17 protein-coding genes and 1 other annotated feature are annotated in these 21,821 nt (G+C 35.3%); of the genes, 16 read left to right on the forward strand and 1 reads right to left on the reverse strand.

Annotated elements, in window-relative coordinates:
- The first annotated feature begins 35 nt into the window (after positions 1–35).
- The 12 genes from RR062_00725 to thiI all read left to right on the forward strand — a co-directional run bounded on the left by RR062_00725 (position 36) and on the right by thiI (position 12,757).
- Positions 36–338 carry an anti-sigma factor antagonist gene (locus tag RR062_00725; protein ID MEG2026245.1) on the forward strand — a complete coding sequence of 101 codons (303 nt, stop codon included), beginning with the start codon at positions 36–38 and terminating at the stop codon, positions 336–338.
- A 13-nt stretch (positions 339–351) separates the two neighbouring features.
- The gene (gene spoIIAB, locus RR062_00730) at positions 352–786 is read left to right on the forward strand and encodes an anti-sigma F factor (protein ID MEG2026246.1); all 435 of its coding nucleotides are present in this window, start codon (positions 352–354) and stop codon (positions 784–786) included.
- Between the two features lie 2 nt (positions 787–788).
- Positions 789–1,511, forward strand: a complete 723-nt coding sequence (locus RR062_00735) for a SigB/SigF/SigG family RNA polymerase sigma factor (protein ID MEG2026247.1) — start codon at positions 789–791, stop codon at positions 1,509–1,511.
- A 149-nt stretch (positions 1,512–1,660) separates the two neighbouring features.
- Entirely contained in the window at positions 1,661–2,182 is a 522-nt protein-coding gene (locus RR062_00740; GenBank protein ID MEG2026248.1) for a SpoVA/SpoVAEb family sporulation membrane protein, read from the forward strand.
- Position 2,183: 1 nt separating this feature from the next.
- Positions 2,184–3,188 carry a stage V sporulation protein AD gene (locus tag RR062_00745; GenBank protein MEG2026249.1) on the forward strand — a complete coding sequence of 335 codons (1,005 nt, stop codon included), beginning with the start codon at positions 2,184–2,186 and terminating at the stop codon, positions 3,186–3,188.
- Positions 3,189–3,200: 12 nt separating this feature from the next.
- Positions 3,201–3,566: a SpoVA/SpoVAEb family sporulation membrane protein gene (locus RR062_00750; GenBank protein MEG2026250.1), complete on the forward strand. Its 366-nt coding sequence runs from the start codon at positions 3,201–3,203 to the stop codon at positions 3,564–3,566.
- Between the two features lie 144 nt (positions 3,567–3,710).
- Positions 3,711–4,391, forward strand: a complete 681-nt coding sequence (yunB, locus tag RR062_00755) for a sporulation protein YunB (GenBank protein MEG2026251.1) — start codon at positions 3,711–3,713, stop codon at positions 4,389–4,391.
- Positions 4,392–4,435: 44 nt separating this feature from the next.
- Positions 4,436–4,656: a binding site (T-box leader), on the forward strand.
- 41 nt (positions 4,657–4,697) lie between these two features.
- On the forward strand, positions 4,698–5,717 hold the full coding sequence (gene pheS, locus RR062_00760) for a phenylalanine--tRNA ligase subunit alpha (GenBank protein ID MEG2026252.1): 1,020 nt from the start codon (positions 4,698–4,700) through the stop codon (positions 5,715–5,717).
- Between the two features lie 14 nt (positions 5,718–5,731).
- A complete protein-coding gene (gene pheT, locus RR062_00765) occupies positions 5,732–8,119 on the forward strand; it encodes a phenylalanine--tRNA ligase subunit beta (GenBank protein MEG2026253.1) in 2,388 nt (795 codons plus the stop codon).
- A gap of 2 nt (positions 8,120–8,121) precedes the next feature.
- On the forward strand, positions 8,122–10,482 hold the full coding sequence (locus tag RR062_00770) for an endonuclease MutS2 (GenBank protein MEG2026254.1): 2,361 nt from the start codon (positions 8,122–8,124) through the stop codon (positions 10,480–10,482).
- A complete protein-coding gene (locus RR062_00775) occupies positions 10,482–11,618 on the forward strand; it encodes a cysteine desulfurase family protein (GenBank protein ID MEG2026255.1) in 1,137 nt (378 codons plus the stop codon). Before RR062_00770 ends, RR062_00775 begins: the two co-directional genes overlap by 1 nt.
- On the forward strand, positions 11,609–12,757 hold the full coding sequence (gene thiI, locus RR062_00780) for a tRNA uracil 4-sulfurtransferase ThiI (GenBank protein MEG2026256.1): 1,149 nt from the start codon (positions 11,609–11,611) through the stop codon (positions 12,755–12,757). Before RR062_00775 ends, thiI begins: the two co-directional genes overlap by 10 nt.
- A gap of 79 nt (positions 12,758–12,836) precedes the next feature.
- Here the strand turns inward: thiI and RR062_00785 are convergent, their stop codons facing one another.
- Positions 12,837–15,080, reverse strand: coding sequence for a transglycosylase domain-containing protein (locus tag RR062_00785; GenBank protein MEG2026257.1), 2,244 nt, complete (start codon positions 15,078–15,080; stop codon positions 12,837–12,839).
- Between the two features lie 103 nt (positions 15,081–15,183).
- Here RR062_00785 and miaB point away from each other — a divergent pair, with 103 nt between their 5' ends.
- The 4 genes from miaB to miaA all read left to right on the forward strand — a co-directional run bounded on the left by miaB (position 15,184) and on the right by miaA (position 21,820).
- The gene (miaB, locus tag RR062_00790; GenBank protein ID MEG2026258.1) at positions 15,184–16,485 is read left to right on the forward strand and encodes a tRNA (N6-isopentenyl adenosine(37)-C2)-methylthiotransferase MiaB; all 1,302 of its coding nucleotides are present in this window, start codon (positions 15,184–15,186) and stop codon (positions 16,483–16,485) included.
- Positions 16,486–16,765: 280 nt separating this feature from the next.
- Positions 16,766–19,120 carry a DNA mismatch repair protein MutS gene (mutS, locus tag RR062_00795; protein ID MEG2026259.1) on the forward strand — a complete coding sequence of 785 codons (2,355 nt, stop codon included), beginning with the start codon at positions 16,766–16,768 and terminating at the stop codon, positions 19,118–19,120.
- The gene (gene mutL / locus RR062_00800) at positions 19,110–20,909 is read left to right on the forward strand and encodes a DNA mismatch repair endonuclease MutL (protein MEG2026260.1); all 1,800 of its coding nucleotides are present in this window, start codon (positions 19,110–19,112) and stop codon (positions 20,907–20,909) included. Before mutS ends, mutL begins: the two co-directional genes overlap by 11 nt.
- A complete protein-coding gene (miaA, locus tag RR062_00805; protein MEG2026261.1) occupies positions 20,906–21,820 on the forward strand; it encodes a tRNA (adenosine(37)-N6)-dimethylallyltransferase MiaA in 915 nt (304 codons plus the stop codon). The genes mutL and miaA overlap by 4 nt, the downstream gene beginning before the upstream one ends.
- Position 21,821: the final 1 nt, after the last annotated feature.

Here is a 21,821-nt window from a genome sequence, read left to right on the forward strand (position 1 = left end):
ATACTCTAAGTTAGAATATTTAAGGAGGGCAAAGTATGGAAGTAATCTCGAAACGTGAGGCAGACAAAACTGTAATTTATCTTTTAGGGGAGCTAGATAATCATAATTCTGCTTATGCCCGTAGCAAAATGGACGCTTTATTAGAGGACGTAGGCACAAATATAGTTATTTTTGATTTAAAACTGCTTTCTTTTATGGATAGTACGGGTATAGGCGTGCTAATAGGTAGGTATAAGAAGATGAAAGACACTTTACAAATGTTTGTGCGCAATCCTAATAAAACAATCGATAAAATATTTCAAATGGCAGGGCTGTACCAAGTATTTTCAAAAGTGTAAGGAGAGAAAAATTATGACAGAAAACAAAATGACATTGACTGTTGACGCTATTTCAATCAACGTTGGTTTTACCCGTAGCGTAGTAGCTGCCTTTGTCAGCCAACTTAACCCAACGGTAGAGGAAGTCGGGGATATAAAAACCGCTGTTTCCGAAGCGATAACAAATTGTGTCGTACACGCTTATTCCAACAACGGCGGACAAGCTCAAATAAAAGTTGCTGTAAAAGGCAAAATAGTAGAAATAGAAATTGTCGACTACGGACAAGGTATTGACGACGTAGCCAAAGCTATGCAACCATTCTTCACCTCTTCTTACTGCGAAGAACGCTCTGGTATGGGCTTTACCGTAATGCAAGCTATGATGGATACTCTTGACGTTACTTCCTCCTTAGGCGTTGGCACAACAGTAAAAATGACTAAAAAAATCACCTCGTCAGTCGAGGTGTAACTATGCTTAATCACCAAGAAACAATGCGTCTTATTGTGCTTGCGCAAAAGGGCGACGAAACGGCGAAAACCGAGCTTATCGTACAAAACACTCCTCTTCTTAAAAGCATAATTAAGCGTTATATGGGAAAAAATGTCGAGTACGACGACCTTTTTCAAATCAGTAGCATTGGGTTACTTAAAGCAATTAATAATTTTTCGCTCGAATATAATGTTAGATTCTCTACTTACGCCGTGCCTATGATACTGGGGGAGATTAAGCGATTTTTAAGAGATGACGGTTATATTAAAGTGTCTCGCTCGGTAAAGTCGCTTTCTAACAAAATTAATAAATATATCGAAGCTTTTGGCAAAGAAAACAACGCCTCGCCTAGCGTAGAACAAATAGCGCAATATTTTGCGGTTGAACCGACAGAAATTGTATTTGCAATGGATAGCTCAAAAATGCCCGTATCGCTCTATGAACAAAGCGATAACGGCGACGACAAAAATCCGTGTTTGCTCGACAAATTAGTAAGCGACAAAAAAGACGACGACTTAATTGATAGGGTAATTCTCAAATCCGTCATAAACGAGTTGACCCCAAGGGAAAGAAAAATAATTTTGCTTAGATATTTTAGAGATTTAACGCAAGGAGAAATAGCTATTCAGTTAGGAGTTTCGCAAGTTCAAGTGTCAAGGTTAGAAAATAAAATTTTAGAAAAAATTAAAGATAAATTTAATTAAAAGTCCAACCTAAATAAATATCTTTTAAATTTTACAAGTCTTAAATTAATTTTAAGACTTTTTTGTTTATATTTTTTGTTTTGGTTAAAAATATCTATGAGGTATGAAAATGAAAACAAAAAAAGTTAGGGAGTTTGGTCAAAACATTGATGAAAAAGAAACATATTACAAACAGCCAAAAGATTTCGAAAGTAAAAACAGCCAACAAGGTGGGCAAAACAAAGAGTTTTACAGAAATTAATAAAGAAAATTATAAGGAATATGTCTTTAATAAAGCTCCGCATTCTAGCCATCTTAAAAATTTGGTCTACGCCTATATTGTCGGCGGACTTATTTGTACGCTTGGACAAATTTTTATCGAAGGCTTTGTGTTGCTCAAATTTTCTCGTGAAATCAGCACGGGACTTGCTTCTAGCTGTTTAATCGCTCTTGCCGCATTAACTACCGGCATAGGCGTTTATGACCGCCTAGGTAGGTTTGCCGGCGCTGGTTCGACTATACCTATTACCGGGTTTTCTAACGCTATGGTTTCGCCTGCGTTAGAATTTAGAGCCGAAGGACTAATATATGGATTAGGAGCAAAGATGTTTGTAGTTGCAGGACCAGTTGTGGTAAACGGCGTATTATTTTCAGTTTTAATCGCCTTAATTACGCTCATTTTTGAGGGCTAATATGGACGAATATTATAATTGTCGAACTATTGAGTTCAAAAATTCCTATTTTTCGCAAGGTTTTACCTTTGTTGGACCAAAAGAAGCTGAGGGTAAATTAGGCAAGTTTTTCGATTTGACTACCTTAGACGACAAATTAGGCCAAAAAACTTTTGAAAAAGCCGAAAGAAAGTTCTTTGAAAATGCAATTTATGGCTTAGTTAATAAGTGCGGAATAGAGCTTAGTCAAGTTGACGCTATTGTCGGTGGAGATTTGCTCAATCAAATTGTTTCGGTTGCTTTTGGCGTAAGGGATACTTTAAGACCTTTTTTGGGATTATATAACGCTTGCGGAACTTATGTAGAAAGTTTAATTGTCGGTTCTATTCTTGTAGACAACTACTACGATAGAGTTATTTGCCTAAGCGGTAGTCATTTTTCTACCGCCGAGAGGCAATATCGTTATCCGCTTGAACTTGGAGTGTTTCGTTCTCCCGTATCTCAATGGACTGCAACCGGGGTTGGTTGTACCTTACTTGCTAACAATAGCCTAAATAATATTCGCATAGTTAGAGCAACAATAGGCAGAGTAGTTGACTATGGTATTTTAGACTTAAACAATATGGGCGCAGCTATGGCTCCTTCGGCGTATGATACCTTGCTTAATCATTTTACAAACACAAACACAACGGCAAAAGATTACGATTTAATTTTAACCGGCGATTTAGGCAAGCTCGGCAAGTCAATTTTAATAGATTTGGCGCATTGCAAAGGTATTGATTTATCTAAAAATTTAGCCGACTGCGGAGCTAGTCTGTATCACCCCAGCCAAAAAACTTATATGGGCGGAAGCGGGGCGGCCTGCTCGGCAATAGTTGTCAATAGTTTAATTTATCAAAATTTAGTAAGCAAACGCATTAAAAGAATGTTGGTAATAGGAACAGGCGCTTTAATGAGTCCAACAACGTCTTTTCAGGGTGAAAGCATACCGGCGATTGCCCATTGCGTAGAGATAACAAGTGATTAGAGGAGGCAAATTATGGCGTTACTATTATTAAAAGCTTTTTTAGTTGGCGGAGCGATATGTCTTTTAGGACAAATAGTGCTTAATTTTACGCATATAACAAATGGAAAAATTCTTGTTTTATTTTTAATTCTTGGAGCTTTGCTTCAAGCGTTTGGACTATATGAAAAATTAATTCTTTGGGCTGGCGCCGGCGCAAGCGTGCCTATAAGCGGTTTCGGTTGCGCTCTCGTCAAAGGCGCAGTTGAAATGGCAAGAGAAAAAGGCGTAATGGGAGCTTTTATGGGCGGGTTATCGGCTACTTCGCTAGGACTTGCAACCGCTATTGTTTCGGGCTATATCGTAGCGATAATTTTTAAACCGCATACTAAAAAGAATTAATAGCGCCTCGCTTTCTTACACTGCGTAACAAAAAAGATACTTTTTAAAATGTCATTTTTATTTACGTATCATATTTATTGCAAAAGAAAAATAGAATTTAACATTTTTGTATCAAATGAGTAGTTAAATTAATATACTATACAAATGAAGTATTATAACACTAACTATTGCGAGCATTACTATAAAATTAAGAAAAAAAGACGATTTAAAAGATTATGGCCGATTATATTTCCTATAATTGCCCTAATAACTTTCTATTTATATAGATATATTTTTCCCGAAACGTCTAAAACGATAGTCGCATACTGCGATGCGCAAATGGGTTCGCTTTCGGCGATTGCAATCAATGACGCTATGATGTCTTTGTTTGAGCAATCGGTAAAATTTAGCGATTTTGTCACTATTGAAAAAGATAATAATGGTAAAATTACCTTAGTTCAAGCAAACACTACGGCTATAAATGTTCTGGCACGAAAAGTTACTAAACAAATTGAAAAAAATCTTGAATTTTTAGCTAGCGGTGGCATAGATATTCCCTTAGGCACGTTGACAAATTGGCCTATGTTTACAGGAGCGGGTCCCAATTTTAAGGTTGAAATTATGCCTAACGAATCGGTAATATGCAATTTTGTTTCAGTTTTTGAGCAGGCTGGCATTAATCAAACTCTACATAAAATTTATCTTTCAATAGAAACAAACATAATTATAATTATGCCTACGAGTAACCAAGAAGTTAATAATACAAGTCAAGTGCTTATTTGCGAAACAATTATTCTAGGCGATGTGCCGGAAGTATATTTAGGTAGTATCAAGTTAGGTAATTAGTAAAAAATAGTTGATTTTATCTCTAATCAATGCTATTATACAATAAGTAAGCGTTGACGAGGCATAAGATGTCGCCATAATATGTTTATAGAGAGCGTTTGTTTGGTGTAAAAACGTAGCATAGGCGAAATGATATTCACCTTCTAGCTCAAAAAGTGAACGGTAATTTTACTAATTAGCTCTTTGCGGGTAATTCCGTTATAGATTATGAGGTTTTTTTAAAAAACGAACTTAGGTGGTACAGTGATTAATAATCACCCTAACGGCATTATTTGCTTGTTAGGGTTTTTTAATAAGGAGAAGTATATGAAAGAAAAAATTGAAGCGCTTGTAGAAAGTTGTATTCAACAAATTAATGAGGCAAATTCTTCAACGCTTAAAGACATTAAGGTACTTTTTTTAGGTAAAAACGGTCAACTTACGACTATCTTACGTGGAATGAAAGACATTTCGCAAGAGGAACGACCTCAAATAGGTTCTCTTGTCAATCTTGCTAGGGTTAAACTAGAACAATTATTTAACGATAAGGAACAAGAACTTAAACAAGCCGAATTGCAACAAGCCATTGCGAACAATTCTTGTGATATAACGCTAACAAAAAATATTTCTAGATTAGGCACGCTTCACCCTATAAACAAGGTTGAAAATGAGATTATTGATTTGTTTACAGGACTAGGGTTTAAAGTTTTAGAAGGTCCTGAGATAGAAACCGATTATTATAATTTCCTAGCATTAAATGTTCCTGCCGACCACCCTGCTCGTGATATGCAAGATACGTTTTACTTTACTGCTAATTATCTCTTGCGCACGCATACTTCGCCTAACCAAGTACGTGTTATGGAAGTAACCAAACCGCCTATTAAGATGCTTTGCCCGGGTAAGACTTATCGTGCGGACTCAGATTCTTCGCATTCCCCGATGTTTCACCAAATAGAGGGACTTGTAGTTGACGAACATCTAACTCTTAGCGACTTGCTAGGCACTTTGGAATATGTCGCCAAAAAACTATTTAGCAAGGACACTAAGGTGCGTTTTCGCCCGTCGTACTTTCCTTTTACCGAGCCAAGCGTAGAAGTCGATTTATCTTGTTCGTCTTGTAATGGCAAGGGTTGTAGTCTTTGCAAGGGGACTGGCTGGGTAGAAGTGCTTGGCGCAGGTATGGTTCACCCAAACGTACTTGAAAATTGCGGAATAGATTCTACCAAATACTCGGCTTACGCTTTTGGGCTAGGTATTGAAAGAATGGCTATTATAAAATACGGTGTTACCGATATTAGACTGTTTTTTGAAAATGATATTAGATTTTTGAAACAGTTTAAGGGTTAAAGGGAGGAAAATTTATGAAAACAACGCTTAATTGGTTAAGAGATTACTGCGATATAGATGTTTCGGTAGAAGAACTTTGCGCTCGCCTTGTAAACGCAGGTTTTGAAGTCGAAGAAGTTAAATATTTAGGCGAAGGATTTAGTAATGTTGTAGTAGGTAAAATTACTAAAATTAGCAAGCACCCCGACGCCGATAAACTACAAATTTGCGAGTTAGACGTAGGGGACGAAATTCTTCAAATAGTAACTGGCGCAACTAACGTTCAAGTTGGCGACGTTGTTCCGGTTGCAAAACATAACTCGACTTTGCCTTGTGGCAAGCATATTACTAAGGGTAAACTTCGTGGAGTCGAATCTTGCGGTATGCTTTGTGGTGGGGAAGAAATGTGTATAAACAATTCTGTCTATCCTAACGCTGAGTTTGACGGCATAGCTCAACTAAATAAAGACGAGCAAATAGGTCAAGACATTGTAAAAGTCTTGGGACTTGACGACTACTTATTAGACATTTCCATAACGCCTAACAGACCCGATTGCGGTTCTATTTATGGCATTGCAAGAGAAATCGCTGTTATATTAAATAAGCCTTTAAAACCTATTGATGTTTCGTTTACTCCCTCAATTGATAAATGCGCTTGCGAATACGTCGATGTAAAAGTTCAAAGCCCCGAATTATGTCCAAATTATACATTGTCGGTTGTGGATAACTGCATAATTGAGCCTTCTCCAATGTGGCTTACACGTAGATTATTTGCGCTTGGACTTAGAAGTATAAACAATTATGTTGACATTACCAACTATGTTTTAATGGAATTAGGTCAGCCTATGCACGCATTTGACTATGCCGACTTGACCGACCACACAATTATAGTAAGAAGGGCAAACGAAGGCGAAAAGATAATTCCGCTAGATAATAAAGAATATGCATTGACAAAAGAATGTTTGGTAATCGCCGACAAAAATCGAGCAATAGGACTTGCCGGTATTATGGGCGGAGCAAATAGCGGTATTAAACCTACAACTGCCAGGGTTGCATTTGAGTCAGTCGTTTTTTCTAAGGAAAACATAAGAAAAAATAGTAAGATGTTAGGTATTCACTCTGATTCTTCGGCAAGATATGAAAAAGGCATTGACGACTTTACCTCATTACTTGCGACTAATCGAGCGCTACATTTAATAGAACAGCTTAACTGCGGTAAAATTGTAAAAGGGCAAGTTCACATTGGTAATTATTCTACTAAACGCAAATTAACCTTTAATTATGACGAATTTGAACGCATACTTGGTATTATTATTCCGCAAGAAGCAATTATTGATATTCTCAATAGATTAAATATTTCTACCACTATCGTAAATGGCGTTGTAGACTGTTTAATTCCCGAGTATAGGCAAGACGTTTCTTTGCCTTGCGATATTATCGAGGACGTAATTAGACTCTATGGTTACGACAAACTTACCTCAACTTTGCTCAACGGCACAAATATTACTTTTGGGGGCAAAACCACCGATAGAGTAGTAGCTGACAAAATTAAAAATATTCTCATAGGATTAGGGTTTAACGAAACTATAACTTATTCTTTTGGCGGTAAACAGCTGTTTGACAAGTTGTCGCTTACCAAAAATGCAGATTTAACCAAGAATATCCGTATAATAAATCCCTTAGGCGAGGAGTTTAGCATTATGCGGTCAACATTAGACGCTAATATGTTAGATATTTTTTCTACCAACGCTTTAAAGGGCAACTTTGATTTGTCGTTATTTGAGTATGGCAAAGTTTATATTCCAAAGTCGTTGCCACTTGAAGAATTGCCTTACGAGATTAAACAACTTTGTTTTGCGGTAACTGCAAATGACGGTTTTTATGTTGTTAAAGATATTTGCTTAGAAATACTAGCAAGTCTAGGCGTAGATATCGACAAGCTTGTATTAAAAGCTAGTAAAGTCGAACACTTGCACCCTAATATTTCTTGCGAAGTTTATTATGACGACATATTGCTTGCTTATTGCGGGCAAGTTCACCCAACAGTGCTAGATAATTTTGATTTAAAAGAAGTAGCGATAGCAAATTTAAATATTACTAATATTTTAAACTTTTACTCAACTGCTATAAAATATCGCACTATTTCAAAATTTCCTGCCATAGATAGAGATTTTGCTCTTGTTGTCGAAGAAAAAGTTACTGCAAAAGAAATTATTGACATAATTAAAAATAGTTGTAAACATTGCGAAAGCGTAAATGTTTTTGACGTATACAAGGGCGCTCAAATTGAGAAAGGAAAAAAGAGCGTGGCTTTATCGGTTAAATTTAGGGGCGAAAAGACCTTGCAAGAGAGCGATATAGAACACGAAATAAACAAATGTCTGTCTATCTTAAAAGATAAGGTAGGCGCGACGCTAAGGTAGTAATGATTAATAATAAAACTTTAATAAAACTAGAATATCAAACAATAATGTCGCAGGTTGCGCTCAAAACACGTAGCGAACTTGCAAAACAAAAGTTAAGTCAGTTTTTGCCGACTTGTGATATATCTACCGTCAACTTGTTGCTTACACAAACCCAAGAAGCCGTAGAATATGTTAATTCTGCAATTTCTCCCGACTTTACTTTTGACATTGTCACGCCTGCGCTTGAACGGGCAAGAATTTGTTCAACTCTATCTATAAGAGAAATTCTTTCAATAGGTAGGTTGCTACGCATTTCAAGGTTGCTTCGTGAAAGCATTACAAACTATGCAAGTCCTAAGGTACAACTTCTTGTAGATATGGCAACTAGACTATACTTTAATAAGGGGCTTGAAGAATTAATAGAAACTTGTTTTATTTCCGCCGAAGAAGTTGCCGACCAAGCAAGCTTGTTGCTTGCGACTATTCGCCGTAAAATGAAACGAGTAAATATTGAAATTCGTGAAAAACTTAATAGTTACACACGTTCCAAAGATTTATCGGTATATATGCAGGACACAATAGTTACTCAGCGTTCGGGTAGATATGTAATACCAATTAAACAAGAATATAAAGGCTTTGTAAAAGGACTAATTCACGACCAATCCGCATCGGGTTCGACGGTATTTATTGAACCTCTTGCGATTGTAAACTTAAATAATGATTTAAAGCAATTAGAAATGGAAGAAAGCGCCGAAATTGAACGTATTCTTATCGAATTTACTCACACGATTTGCGACATTGTTTCCGGGCTTGCAAGCAACCAAGAAATTATATCTAATCTTGATATAATATTTGCAAGAGCAAATTATTCGGTAGACAATAAGTCTACTCTACCTAAAATAAATAATAGGGGATATATTAATTTAATTAAGGCTCGTCACCCGCTATTAGATGGTAATGCCGTTCCCATAACCATAAACTTAGGCGACAAATTTAATGTAGTAGTAATCACCGGGCCTAATACCGGAGGTAAAACAGTTACGCTAAAAACCGTAGGGTTGATGTGTTTGATGGCTTATAGCGGACTATTTATTCCCACCCAAGAGGACAGCGAAATCGCTTGTTTTGACGATATATTTTGCGATATCGGCGACGAGCAAAGTATTGAACAAAGTCTTAGCACTTTTTCAAGCCACATTGCAAATATCAAATATATAACCGAAAATATGACTTCAAATTGTCTTGTTTTACTTGACGAACTAGGCGCAGGAACTGAGCCAAACGAGGGGGCGGCATTAGCCTTAGCTATTACGCAATTCCTCTTACAAGTCAAATGCAAGGCTGTGCTGACCACGCACTATGGGCAGTTAAAAGAATTTTCATTAATTACGCAGGGCATTGAGAACGCTTGTATGGAATTTAACCCCGAAACTTTTGCTCCCACCTATAAACTTGTGCTAGGACTTCCCGGCAGTTCAAACGCTATTGAAATAGCAAGTAGATTAGGTTTAAGTCAAGAAATAATTACAAATGCAAAGAGTAAATTATCCAAAGAAAAAGTCACGTTCGAACAAGTTTTGAGACGAGCCGAAGAAGTTAGACAAGCAAACGAAACTGACCGAGAAGATATTTTATCAACTAAAAAAGAACTTTCGGTTCAACTTAAAAAGGCGCAAAGTCAAAATCAAATTTTGCTTGAAGAGCGTGATAAACTACTTAAAAAAACGCAGTTAGATATTAGACAAGCCGTTAGAGAGGCGCAAGAACAAGCTAACGAGTTGATAGAACAGCTCAAAGGCATAATTAATTCTGCCGAGTATGACGAAGCGACTTTGTTTAAGGCTCGTTCGGTCGCAAAACAAATAGGTAGCATTTCTTATCAAACAAGCGAACAAGAGCAAGACTTTTTCGTAGGCGACAAAATTAATCCTAATCAATTAACGCTGGGGCTTGAAGTGTTTGTAAAGCAACTTAATTCTGTCGGCAAAGTTATTTCTATTGAAAAGAAAGGCAAAGTTATGGTGCGTTGCGGTAGTTTCTCTACAAAAGTAGACGTGGGCGATTTGTACGAAAACCATTCTGTAAAGACAAAACGTGAAATAAATACTTCTTTTCACACTCAAATTAGAGCTGAAAGCGGAAAAAGCGAGATAAATTTGTTGGGGCAAACCGTAGCCGAAGCCATAGAAAACGTAGACGCATTTTTAGACCAAGCTGCGCTTTCGGGGCTTAGCGAAGTAAGAGTTGTTCACGGCAAAGGCACAGGCAGGCTAAGAAGCGGACTACACACGCATTTAGCTAAACATCACCTAGTTAAAGAATTTAGGCTAGGGGTATATGGCGAAGGAGAAGACGGCGTAACAATCGTCAAACTTAAATAATGTATTATTTTGATAATTCTGCAACCACAGCGGTATCCCAAGAAGTTCAAGAAATAATAGAAAAATATAATAAAGAGCTGTATTTCAACCCTTCCTCGCTTCATAAGTTTTCGCTAGATATTACTAAACAAATCGAACAAGCCAAAGTTCGTATTTGTTCTTGTCTTGACGCCACAAGTTGCAAGGTTATATTTACTTCCGGCGGTACGGAAGCTGATAACCTTGCAATTTTTGGGTGTTTACATCAAAAAAAAGGCAACGTAGTTGTTTCTTTGGGGGAACATTCGGCAGTTTTTAACTGTTTTAACGTTCTTGCGAGCAAGGGTTACGAAATAAGAACGTGCAACCTTAATGCCGACGGTAGCGTAGACGCCAAACATCTTGCAAGTTTAATCGACCAACAAACCTTGCTTGTAAGCGTTATGCAGGTAAATAATGAAACTGGGGCGATAAATGATGTCGCAACTATTAGCAAAATTGCCAAAGGCATTAATCCTAGTGTTATTGTTATGAGCGACGGAATACAAGCCGTTGGCAAAGTAAAAGTTAGTTTATCGAATTTAAACGTTGACTTATATACAATTTCCGGACACAAAATTCACGCCCCAAAAGGTATAGGCGTGTTATTATACAAAAATGTTAGCCTTAACCCGACTATTTTTGGAGGCGGTCAACAAGACAATTTACGTTCGGGTACGGAAAATGTTTCGGGAATAATGGCGATAACTAAGGCAATAGAACTTGCAACTTCTAATTTAGAAGAAACAATTAATAAATATAAGCTATTTAATCAAGTTTTGGACGATGCTCTACAAGAGGTGGGCGATTGCAAACGTTTTTGCCTTAATAATTGTTTTGGTATATATTCTTTTGCCGTTAAAAATTTGCAATCTCAAATTTTGCTTAATATGCTTGAACAATTTGACATCATTGTCGGGTTAGGCTCGGCTTGCAACTCTAAAAAGAAAAGTCGTGTTATGCAATCAATAGGGTTAGAAAAAGAATATTTAAGCGGAGTAGTTAGAATTAGCTTTTCTGCCGAAAACACCTTAAACGAGGTAAAATTTTTAGCAAACAAATTGCAAGAAAGTATAATCTTGCTAAGAAAAATGAAGGGGATAAAAATATGCAAGTAATTGTAATTAGATATTCGGAAATTCACTTAAAGGGTAGAAATCGAGGATATTTTGAAAATGCGTTAGTTCGCAATATCAAAGTTGCGTTACAAGACTTTAATTGTCAGCTATCAAGGCTTTCAACACGCTACATTGTTTCGGGTTTCGAATCAACTAAGCAAGAGCAAATCGTTGCAAGACTTAAAAATGTATTTGGTATCAACTCGTTAAGCGTAGCTAACGTTACGCCAACTAATCTTGACGATATAACTAAGGCTTGTATGCAAGTCGCAAAGTCAAGCGGAACATTTAAAATTATAACTAATCGAGCCGACAAAACTTTTCCATTAAATTCAATGGAAATTAGTTGCGAAATAGGCGGACGATTGTTAGACGCAAATCCAAACATTAGCGTCGATATCCACGCTCCCGATTGGTCTATTAACATTGACGTTAGGGAAGGCGGGCAAACCTTAGTTTATTCAAATACCATGCGTTGCGTCAATGGAATGCCCGTAGGTACGAGCGGTAAGGGAATTCTATTGCTTTCTGGGGGCATAGATAGCCCCGTGGCAGGTTTTATGATGGCTAAGAGGGGAATGAGCATACGAGCTTTACACTTCCACAGCTATCCGTTTACAAGCCTACAAGCCAAAGAAAAAGTCTATGAACTTGCAAAAATTTTAAAAGAATATACGATTAATTTAACCATAGACGTAGTAAACGTTGCAGAAATTCAAACCAAAATACACGAGCTTTGCCCCGAAGAATTTATGATAACTTTGCTTAGACGTTTTATGATGCGTATAGCCGAAAGACTTGTCAAACAGCATAATGCGCAAGCCATAATTACTGGCGAGAGTCTAGGTCAAGTGGCTAGCCAAACAATCGAAGGGCTTACAAGCACTAGCTCAGTCACCACTATCCCAATACTTAGACCTTTAATAGGCTTTGATAAAGACGAAATTGTAGAAATAGCCAAAAAAATTAATACTTTTGAAACTTCAATTAAGCCTTTTGAAGATTGTTGCACTGCATTTTTACCAAAAAGTCCAAGTATCCACCCTAAATTAAAGATGGTTGAACATTTCGAAGAAGCCTTAGATATAGAAACTCTTGTAAATTCTGCTTTAACTACGATAGAGACAATTACCTTCTAAAACCTTTAATCTATGTAATATTTACTACTTTTACTCTATAAAATAGCATTTTATAGCATACTATTTGTGTAATAGTATGCTATAAATACCAACTATTTAGAATTTTGTCTAAGACTTTATTCTTTTCTTGTTTTTGTTTTTGGTTTGCCGGTATGCTTATTGTCACGTTTGCCTTTTGGCAATCGAATACGTCGCACAGTATATAGGTATATGTTTTGTTACATTCGATATTTCTGTCAACGAACGTTCTACCGCAATCTTGGCTCAATAGCTCTTTGTTTTCTTCGCAAACTCTATATAAGTAACAATTTTCGCTTTCGGTAGTTATTGTAACATTTTTACCATCGTATACAGCTTTAATCAAATTTTTCTTTTCTTGCAAGTAGTTGGGTTTATCCGGCAAATTCTTATTTGAGAAAAATACTTTAACAGTCTTTTTTGGGTCTAATAAATTGTGAGCTTGAATTAGCCTGTGTTTTTTATATAATTCGTCAAGGTCGATTGTTACTTCCTGAATATTTTGAGGAATTTCAAAATTTTGCGGAGCGTCATTGTATATTTTATTTAGAATTTTTTTAGCGATTAAGGTGGGCTGATTACTGCCCATTGTTTGATTTGTCAGCAAATTTTCCTTGCTAAGCCAAACCGTAAAAGTATGTTGTGTCGTATATCCGCAAAGGATAGCTTGACTATTTGCGTTGTCGTTTCCGCTTACCGTGCCTGTCTTGCAAGCTACTTGATAAGGTTGATTTATTTTTTTTGCCGTTCCATATTTTGCAACGTCGCATAGCATATTTGTCATAAGAAAAGCTGTTTCGGCATTAAATACTTTTTTTACGCTTGGAGTATGCGTATAAATTATACCTTGTTTATTGCTGATTGACTTAATAAAACTGGCGTTACTAAATTCGCCATCGTTAGCAAAAGTTGCATAAGATTGCGTAAGTTCTATAATATTTACGCCTTGACTTATACAGCCTAACGCAAGAGTTAAATTATCATCTTGCTTAGTAGTTTTAATGCCGTTTTTACGTAGATATTCTCGACTTTTTTGAGTGCCTATTGTGTTTAATATTTTTATTGCTGGTATATTAAGACTTTTTTCTATTGCTTTGTCAACAGTTGTCCAGCCGTAATACATATTTGCGTAGTTGTTTGGTTTGTAACCGTTAAAATTGGTAGGTTCGTCAAGAATTGGCGACTTTGGGCTAATTTCATTTAAGTCTAGCGCCGGAGCGTATACAGCAAGCGGTTTTGCTACCGAGCCGATTTGTTTACGAGCATATAGAAAGTCTTCGTTATTTGAAAAATATCCTATTATTCCTCTTGTTTTATTGTCAAGTAACATTGCTGACTTAGATATTTCTTGTCCGTGAATATCTTTTTCTTCATCTTTTTCTATCGTATCGGCAAGGTCTTTACTAATTTTTTCGTCAAGATAAGTTTGTATTAAAAGTTCGGAGTTTTCTAACTGAGTCGGCGTCATATTGAGTAAATCGCAAGCTTGTTTGATTACTCCGTCAACATAACAATCATAGCAATCATTATTTGTAATGGTAGCGACTTCGATGTTTTCTTCTAATGCGTTTTGATACTGTTCTTTGTCGATATATTTGTTTTCTAGCATAGTCGCAAGGACTGTGTTTCTTCTATTAATACATTTCTCTTTGTCAACTAGGGGAGAATATTGGTTTGGCGCTTTAATAATTCCCGCAAGCGTTGCGCTTTGCGACAATGTTAGTTTATTAGACGGAACATTAAAATATAATTTGCTAGCTCGTTCAATACCATAGGCGTTTTTACCGAAATATATTGAATTTAAATACAGTTCAAGGATTTCATTCTTCGAATAATGCTTTTCAAGTTGTAGCGACAACAGAACTTCATTAATTTTTCGCTTTATAGTTTTAGTATTTGACAAATGGCTATTTTTAATAAGTTGTTGGCTTATTGTCGAACCGCCTTCTTTGAATGAAAATGAAATAAGATTATTTAAAAAAGCTCTTAAAATACTTTTTGTATCAATTCCATTATGGGAATAAAATCGTTTATCTTCGATACTGATAAAAGCATTTTTTGTATAATCTTCAAGTTCGGTTAATACCACATACTTTTTACCCGAATTTGTAGGATTGTTAATTTTACTATTTGAATTATCGACAATAACCAAACTTTTTGATGCGTTTATTAATTTGTTTTCATCAAATTTGACATATTCTTTATTGCCCACAACACAAATAATGCTTACAACTATTGCAAGTAAACATACAATTAGTATTGCCGATAGGGTAATTAAAATTATTTTTGCTTTTTTCTTCTTCATATCAAATTTATTATCTACTTTTAAGCGTAAATTATTTGTTTTCTCTTGTAAAAAATGACAAATAAAGTTATAATCTTTAAAAGACTTGCAAAGGACGTTATTTATGAACTATTTTATCAAAACTTATGGCTGTCAAATGAATATACACGAATCCGAAAAGGTTGCGAAAATATTAGAAGATTTGGGATATATTTCAACTAATGATATCGAACTAGCCGATATTATTGCCTTTAATACTTGTTGCATTAGGGAAACGGCTGAATCAAAAATAAAGGGTCACATAGGCGAACTCAAACGACTTAAACAGCTCAATCCCAAATTAATTATAGTTATTTTTGGTTGTATGACACAACAAACCAGCGTAGCTAGTTTAGTTGCAAAGAGATTTTCTTATGTTGATATAGTAATAGGCACAACAAATTTGCACTTGCTTAAAGATAAGATACTAGCTATAAAACCAAAAAAACAAATTATTGACGTTGACGAATGTTCGGCTCACCCAGAATTGAATTCCTCTCGCACAAGTTATCCTAACGCTTGGGTAAACATAATTTATGGTTGCAATAATTTTTGTTCGTATTGTATCGTGCCTTATGTTCGTGGCAGAGAACATAGCCGAAATAAATTAGATATTATAAATGAAGTTAAACAATTAATTGACGAAGGGTATAAAGAAATAACTTTGCTAGGTCAAAATGTCAATTCCTATGGCAATGATTTGCAAGACGGTTCTAATTTTGCTGATTTACTTGCAGAAATTGCAACCCTAGACGGACATTTCCGTTTAAGATTTATGACTTCCCACCCAAAAGATTTATCACAAAAGGTAATCGATACAATAGCTAAATATCCAAAAATTTGTCATTCTGTGCATTTGCCCGTCCAAAGTGGCAGTGACGAAGTTTTACGTAAAATGAACCGTCGTTACACAAGACAGCATTATATAGACTTAGTAAATTCTATTAAGTCTACTATTTCTAACGTGGGCTTGTCTAGCGATATTATGGTGGGCTTTCCGGGCGAAACCGAACAAGACTTCCTCGACACCTTAGACCTTGTAAGACAAGTTAGATTGACTTCTTGTTTTTGTTTTGTTTATTCTAGGCGTAAAGGTACTTTGGCAAACGATATGGTTCAAGTTCCGCAAGCAATTAAGACCGACCGCATTAAGCGATTAATCGAAACTCAAAATCAAATTACCAAAGAGATTAGCAAAACGTATGAGGGAAACACCTATGAAGTTCTAATCGAAGACACTAACACTAGGTTTGTAGATACTTATTGTGGGCGTACCGATTGTGGAAAACTTGTAAACGTCAAAAGCAAGGTCAATTTAATAGGGGAGTTTATAAAAGTCAAAATTAAAAAATCTCAATCTGCAACGCTTTGGGGAGAAATATTATAGTTATGTTAATATTTCAATAATGTTTTGCTCAAATATTATTGACATATCGTTTAATTTTATTTCACCGAAATATAAACACGTTATTTAACTATTATTGTATTAACCTTAGACTAAAAATTTCTTGATATAGTAGGGAAGTTTTATAAATACTTGTAATTTTAACACCATCAAAGCTTTATTAAAAAGAGCTTGAAAGTAATAATATATTTAGATACTAAAAAACAATACTTTAAGTTGTATATTAATGTTGTGGCATCAAAAGTTTAAAAGGAGCAAGCCAATGGGGACAGCCGTTTTTGAGCAATATTTAAGCATTAAAGGTCAATATCCTGACTGTATTTTATTTTTTAGATTAGGCGACTTTTATGAAATGTATAGGGAAGACGCTGAGATTGCTAGCAATTTGCTAGATTTAACTCTAACCGCTCGTAGTTTAGGCGAAGAAACTCGCACTATTATGTGTGGAATTCCATTTCATTCGGCTCAAAAATATATAAACAAACTAGTTAGTTGCGGATATAAAGTCGCTATATGCGAACAAACACCTTCTATAAATGACAAACTAGCGTGCCGAGAAGTTGTAAAAGTTGTTACAAAAGGCACAAACATCAACGACCTTGTTGAAGATAGAAATAATTTTATTGCTTCGATATATCTATATGACAATAATTTGGGTTGCGCAATTTGCGACGTTTCAACTGGCGAATTTAATGCTTACGAACTTAATGATTTAGATAGTCTTGACAATCTTTTAGTAAGTTTTGCCCCAAATGAAATTATTAGCAATAGCTATTCTTTACGGCTAAACGATTGTTTGTCTTGTATTCTATCCAAGCAAATTTGTAAAATTACTCCGTATTACGACTACGCTTATAACTATAAAACGGCAAAAGAAATTGTTGATAAAAATTACAATAGCGATAGATTTAATTTTTCGATAAATGGACGCAAATTTGCCTTTATTGCCTGTGGTTCGCTATTAAGTTATTTAATAAATAGTCATAAATGCAATTTAAACCATATTACTAAGGTAAACTTCAAATCAAATTCGACATATATGTCCCTTGACAGCGTGACAAGACGCAATCTAGAAATATCTCTAACGCTTAGAGATGGTAGACGGAAAGGTAGTTTGATTGATTGTTTAGATATGACCTGCACTAATGCCGGCGCAAGAATGCTTGTTGACTGGATTGAACGCCCGCTACAAAATATTGAACAAATAAATTATCGCCTTTTTGGCGTAGAAGAATTAGTTAAACTAAAATTGCAAGAGCAACTAAAACAAACCTTAACGCAAACAACGGATATTCAAAGGGCGATTGCAAAAATTTCTTGCAATTCTTTTAGTGTTGACGACTGTCTGTCTATTAAAAATTCATTAAAATGTTTGCCTAGTTTGTTAATGCATATTAATCATTGCAATTCTAACATTATAAAAGATATTATTACTACTTTGCATGGTTACGAGGAAGTAGACAAATTCTTTTCACTTATTTTTGGCAGTGAGAATACTTTTGCAAAAGGATATAATGTAGATATCGACCAAGCCTACGACGAACTTAGCCTCGCAAATAAACAGCTACACGAGTATGAAGACGAACTTAAAACTTCGCTTCAAATTAAGACGTTGAAAGTTTGCGACAACAAAAATTATGGTATCTATATTGAAATTCCCAAAAAACAAAGCAATATTCCGGAAGATTTTTCATTAAAAAGCTCTACGACAGCCGTCAATCGATACGTAACGCAGTATACAATTAATCTAGAACATAACTTGCGCTATTTAACTCAAAAGGTAAGCGATTTAGAACAAAAATTATTCGCTCAATTTAGAGCGGAATTTGAATCTCGCATACCAATATTACAGCAAATTGCAATTAGCGTAGCGACAATAGACTGCCTTAATAGTTTTGCGTTTGTTGCGGTTATATATAACTACGTCTTACCTAATATTGTTGAACCTAATCAACCCTTAATAATTGTAGATGGAAGGCACGCAGTAGTTGAAAGGAATATAGAAAAATTTGTACCAAACAGCTTAATTATCAATCAAGCTCGCACAATTATAGTAACAGGTCCAAATATGGCGGGTAAAAGCACATTTCTTCGACAAAATGCAATAATTGTTTTGCTCGCACATATCGGTAGTTTTGTTCCTTGCACAAAAGCGCAAATTCCATTAACCGATAAAATTTTTACACGGGTAGGGGCAATAGACGACATCTCGCTTAACAAAAGTACTTTTATGGTAGAGATGCTTGAAGTTAAGAATATTCTCTCTCTCACTACAAATAACAGTTTGATATTGTTAGACGAGATAGGCAAAGAAACTTCAACGCAAGACGGTTTAAGTATTAGCGACGCAATTTTAGAACATATTACTTACTCGATTAAAGCCAAGACTATTTTTTCTACTCATTTTCATAAACTTGTCGAACGTTATAAAACTAATGAGTTAGTAAAATGTTATCAAAGCAAAATAGAGATTAAGGACGAACATATTAAATTTTTATACCATATAGCAGAAGGCATTTCTAACAAAAGTTACGGCATTGAGATTGCTTCGCAAGCTGGTATTGCTAAGGATATTATTTTAAGGGCAAAGGAGCTGACAAGGTTTTATGAAAATTAAGCAATTAAAAGAGTCTATATTCCTTGATACCAATAATATAGTTAGAGATATTCCTTCGGTAATTAGAGAACTAATTGAAAATAGTATTGATGCTTCGGCGACTGAAATTACTATAACTATACCCGAAGATTATAGTAGCGTTACCGTTGCCGACAATGGTTGTGGAATAGAAGCTGAGGACGTTGATTTACTTATTAAGTCAAATTGCACAAGTAAACTTGACCGTAGTGATAAGTTGTTGGGATTTAGGGGTTTATCTCTTTTTTGTATCGGCGAATTTGCAAGTATGGATATTACTACAAAAATATCTACTATGAAACCAATAGTATTTAAATATTATAAGGGTTTACGAAATACTATTAAAGACATAGTAACTGATGAAATTAAATATGACAGTGGAACAACCATAAAAGTATATGGATTTTATGAAATTGATACGACTTCGCAAACTTTAATTAATGACATTGTTAAAATCGTTGGTAATATTATTCTTTCAAAACCAAATATTACCTTTTCTCTCACGATAGGAAACTATAATTTGCATCATAAAGCAAGCGAAATGCTTGACGCCGTTGGCGATGTTTGGGGAGAAAAAGCCAAAAATGATTGTTTCTATGCAACATGGTATTATACTGGTATTACAGTTGAAGGCTGTTTTGGCAAACCTAATTGTTCAATCGATACCAAGGTATTACAAACAACGTCCATTAATGGTAGGGTAAGCGTAAACGCAGTTGTACAAAGCGCTATTGAAAACATATATAATCACTATTATATGATTTCTAGATTTCCAATTTATTCTCTAAACATTACAATTCCATACAAAGATGTCAACTTCAATCTTGTTGGAGATAAGTCGCAAATTGAATTTAGCGATGACGATTATGTCTACAAAGCTGTTAGAGCCTGTGTGTCAAAGTGTCTTCAATACTACTACTTGCATCAAAAATTGAACCAACGAGTAGATTACGTAGCTTGCTATATCAATAAACACTATCAACTATATACTAATAGTTTAAAGAAATCTAAGATAGCAACTCTTCCTAAAATTAAAGGGTATGACGGGCAAACATTCTATGACAACGGCGGAGATATACTTGAACATACAAGTAACTCGTGGTTTTTGCGTGACCATACAATATTCGAATTAAACGAAGCTCTTAGCGACCTATACAAGAGGGAAACTTGCAAAAAATCCTACTATACTTATGCAAATGCAAAAGTTCTAGGTATGGTCTTTGACCGCTTTATTCTTATGCAGAGAGATGATTTTTTCTATTGTTTAGATTATATAGGCATGAGAGCAAAATATTATTTTGATACCTACCTGCTTTCATTTGAAAAGAACATAATCGCAACAACCACAATGGTTGAACCTTACGTATTTAGACTTGACAAAGTTGATATGCATAACTTAGATTTTCGTATGCCTTTACTTGCGAAGTTAGGCTTTGTTTTTGCGCCATTAACCGACTACTATTATAGATTAAATAAGATACCCGACATTTTTGCCGGTTCGCTTGATTATAAAAAATTTGTCACCGAATTATTAGTATTATTACAGCGTCGTGAAGAACTTAATGATGAGGAATTTGCCAATTTTATTGATGCATTAGCTTGCAAACATCTTCAAATATGTACCCAAAACATTACGCTTAGCGAACTAAAATCTTTTGTCAAAAATTTAGACCGTGATAAACTAACAATATCCTACGATGGTAAACCATTAATCGTTGTTCTAACCATTTTTGATTTTCAACGTAAGTTTTTGGGGGATAAATGCTTATGAAACCTTTACTTATTATTGCCGGCGCAACGGCTGTTGGCAAAAGTTCCCTTGCCTTAGAACTGGCAAAAACTCTAAATAGCGACATTGTTTCTGCCGACTCTATGCAAATATATAGAGGGCTAGATATAGGAACGGCAAAGCCTAGCAAAGAGGAGCAAAGAGCGGTAAAACACCACTTAATCGATATTGTAAATCCAGATGAAACATTTAACAGTTTTTTATATAAAGAAAAGGTTGAAGAGCTGTTTAAATCTAACGCTTATGGCGAAGTGCCTTTATTTGTTGGCGGTACTGGATTTTACTACGATTGTCTATTGCGCTCGCTTGATTTTAAGTTTGATGAGAGTTCCTCGCAAATTAGAGAAGAGCTTCTTGAATATTATAATAATTTTGGTAAAGATGCCTTGTTTGCTAAATTAGAAGAAGTTGACCCCGAGTCGGCAAAACTAATACACAAAAACAATATTGTTAGGGTTATTCGAGCTATTGAAATCGCAAGTAGTGGGGTAAGGCTGTCTTCAAGAACACGCAATAAAAATACAAATTATCCCTATATTATGTTTACGCTTGATATGGATAGAGCAAAACTTTATGATAGAATTAATAGTAGAGTTGATAATATGATTGCGAACGGCTTAGTTGAAGAAGTGGAAAGCATCTATAATTATTACAATAGAAATAAAGAATTGCAAGCGCTACAAGCTATTGGATATAAAGAAATTATTGAATATATAGAGGGGGCTATATCAAAGAAGGATACAATCGAACTTATCAAACAGCGTACTCGCAACTATGCTAAACGACAAATAACTTTTTTTAAACGGTTTGATAACGTTATAACGTTAGATGCAAACCTAGATATTACAATTTTGATTGATAAAATATACTCTTACTATAATAGTATTATATAAA

It is taken from the genome of Clostridia bacterium (assembly GCA_036654455.1).
Taxonomy (GTDB): Bacteria; Bacillota; Clostridia; order Christensenellales; family CAG-314; genus JAVVRZ01.

Excerpts from the sequence above, each read along its gene's own strand:
- RR062_00725 (MEG2026245.1), top strand. The coding sequence starts at position 36 with ATGGAAGTAATCTCGAAACGTGAGGCAGACAAAACTGTAATTTATCTT.
- spoIIAB (MEG2026246.1), top strand. The coding sequence starts at position 352 with ATGACAGAAAACAAAATGACATTGACTGTTGACGCTATTTCAATCAAC.
- RR062_00735 (MEG2026247.1), top strand. The coding sequence starts at position 789 with ATGCTTAATCACCAAGAAACAATGCGTCTTATTGTGCTTGCGCAAAAG.
- RR062_00740 (MEG2026248.1), top strand. The coding sequence starts at position 1,661 with ATGAAAAAGAAACATATTACAAACAGCCAAAAGATTTCGAAAGTAAAA.
- RR062_00745 (MEG2026249.1), top strand. The coding sequence starts at position 2,184 with ATGGACGAATATTATAATTGTCGAACTATTGAGTTCAAAAATTCCTAT.
- RR062_00750 (MEG2026250.1), top strand. The coding sequence starts at position 3,201 with ATGGCGTTACTATTATTAAAAGCTTTTTTAGTTGGCGGAGCGATATGT.
- yunB (MEG2026251.1), top strand. The coding sequence starts at position 3,711 with ATGAAGTATTATAACACTAACTATTGCGAGCATTACTATAAAATTAAG.
- pheS (MEG2026252.1), top strand. The coding sequence starts at position 4,698 with ATGAAAGAAAAAATTGAAGCGCTTGTAGAAAGTTGTATTCAACAAATT.
- pheT (MEG2026253.1), top strand. The coding sequence starts at position 5,732 with ATGAAAACAACGCTTAATTGGTTAAGAGATTACTGCGATATAGATGTT.
- RR062_00770 (MEG2026254.1), top strand. The coding sequence starts at position 8,122 with ATGATTAATAATAAAACTTTAATAAAACTAGAATATCAAACAATAATG.
- RR062_00775 (MEG2026255.1), top strand. The coding sequence starts at position 10,482 with ATGTATTATTTTGATAATTCTGCAACCACAGCGGTATCCCAAGAAGTT.
- thiI (MEG2026256.1), top strand. The coding sequence starts at position 11,609 with ATGCAAGTAATTGTAATTAGATATTCGGAAATTCACTTAAAGGGTAGA.
- RR062_00785 (MEG2026257.1), bottom strand. The coding sequence starts at position 15,080 with ATGAAGAAGAAAAAAGCAAAAATAATTTTAATTACCCTATCGGCAATA.
- miaB (MEG2026258.1), top strand. The coding sequence starts at position 15,184 with ATGAACTATTTTATCAAAACTTATGGCTGTCAAATGAATATACACGAA.
- mutS (MEG2026259.1), top strand. The coding sequence starts at position 16,766 with ATGGGGACAGCCGTTTTTGAGCAATATTTAAGCATTAAAGGTCAATAT.
- mutL (MEG2026260.1), top strand. The coding sequence starts at position 19,110 with ATGAAAATTAAGCAATTAAAAGAGTCTATATTCCTTGATACCAATAAT.
- miaA (MEG2026261.1), top strand. The coding sequence starts at position 20,906 with ATGAAACCTTTACTTATTATTGCCGGCGCAACGGCTGTTGGCAAAAGT.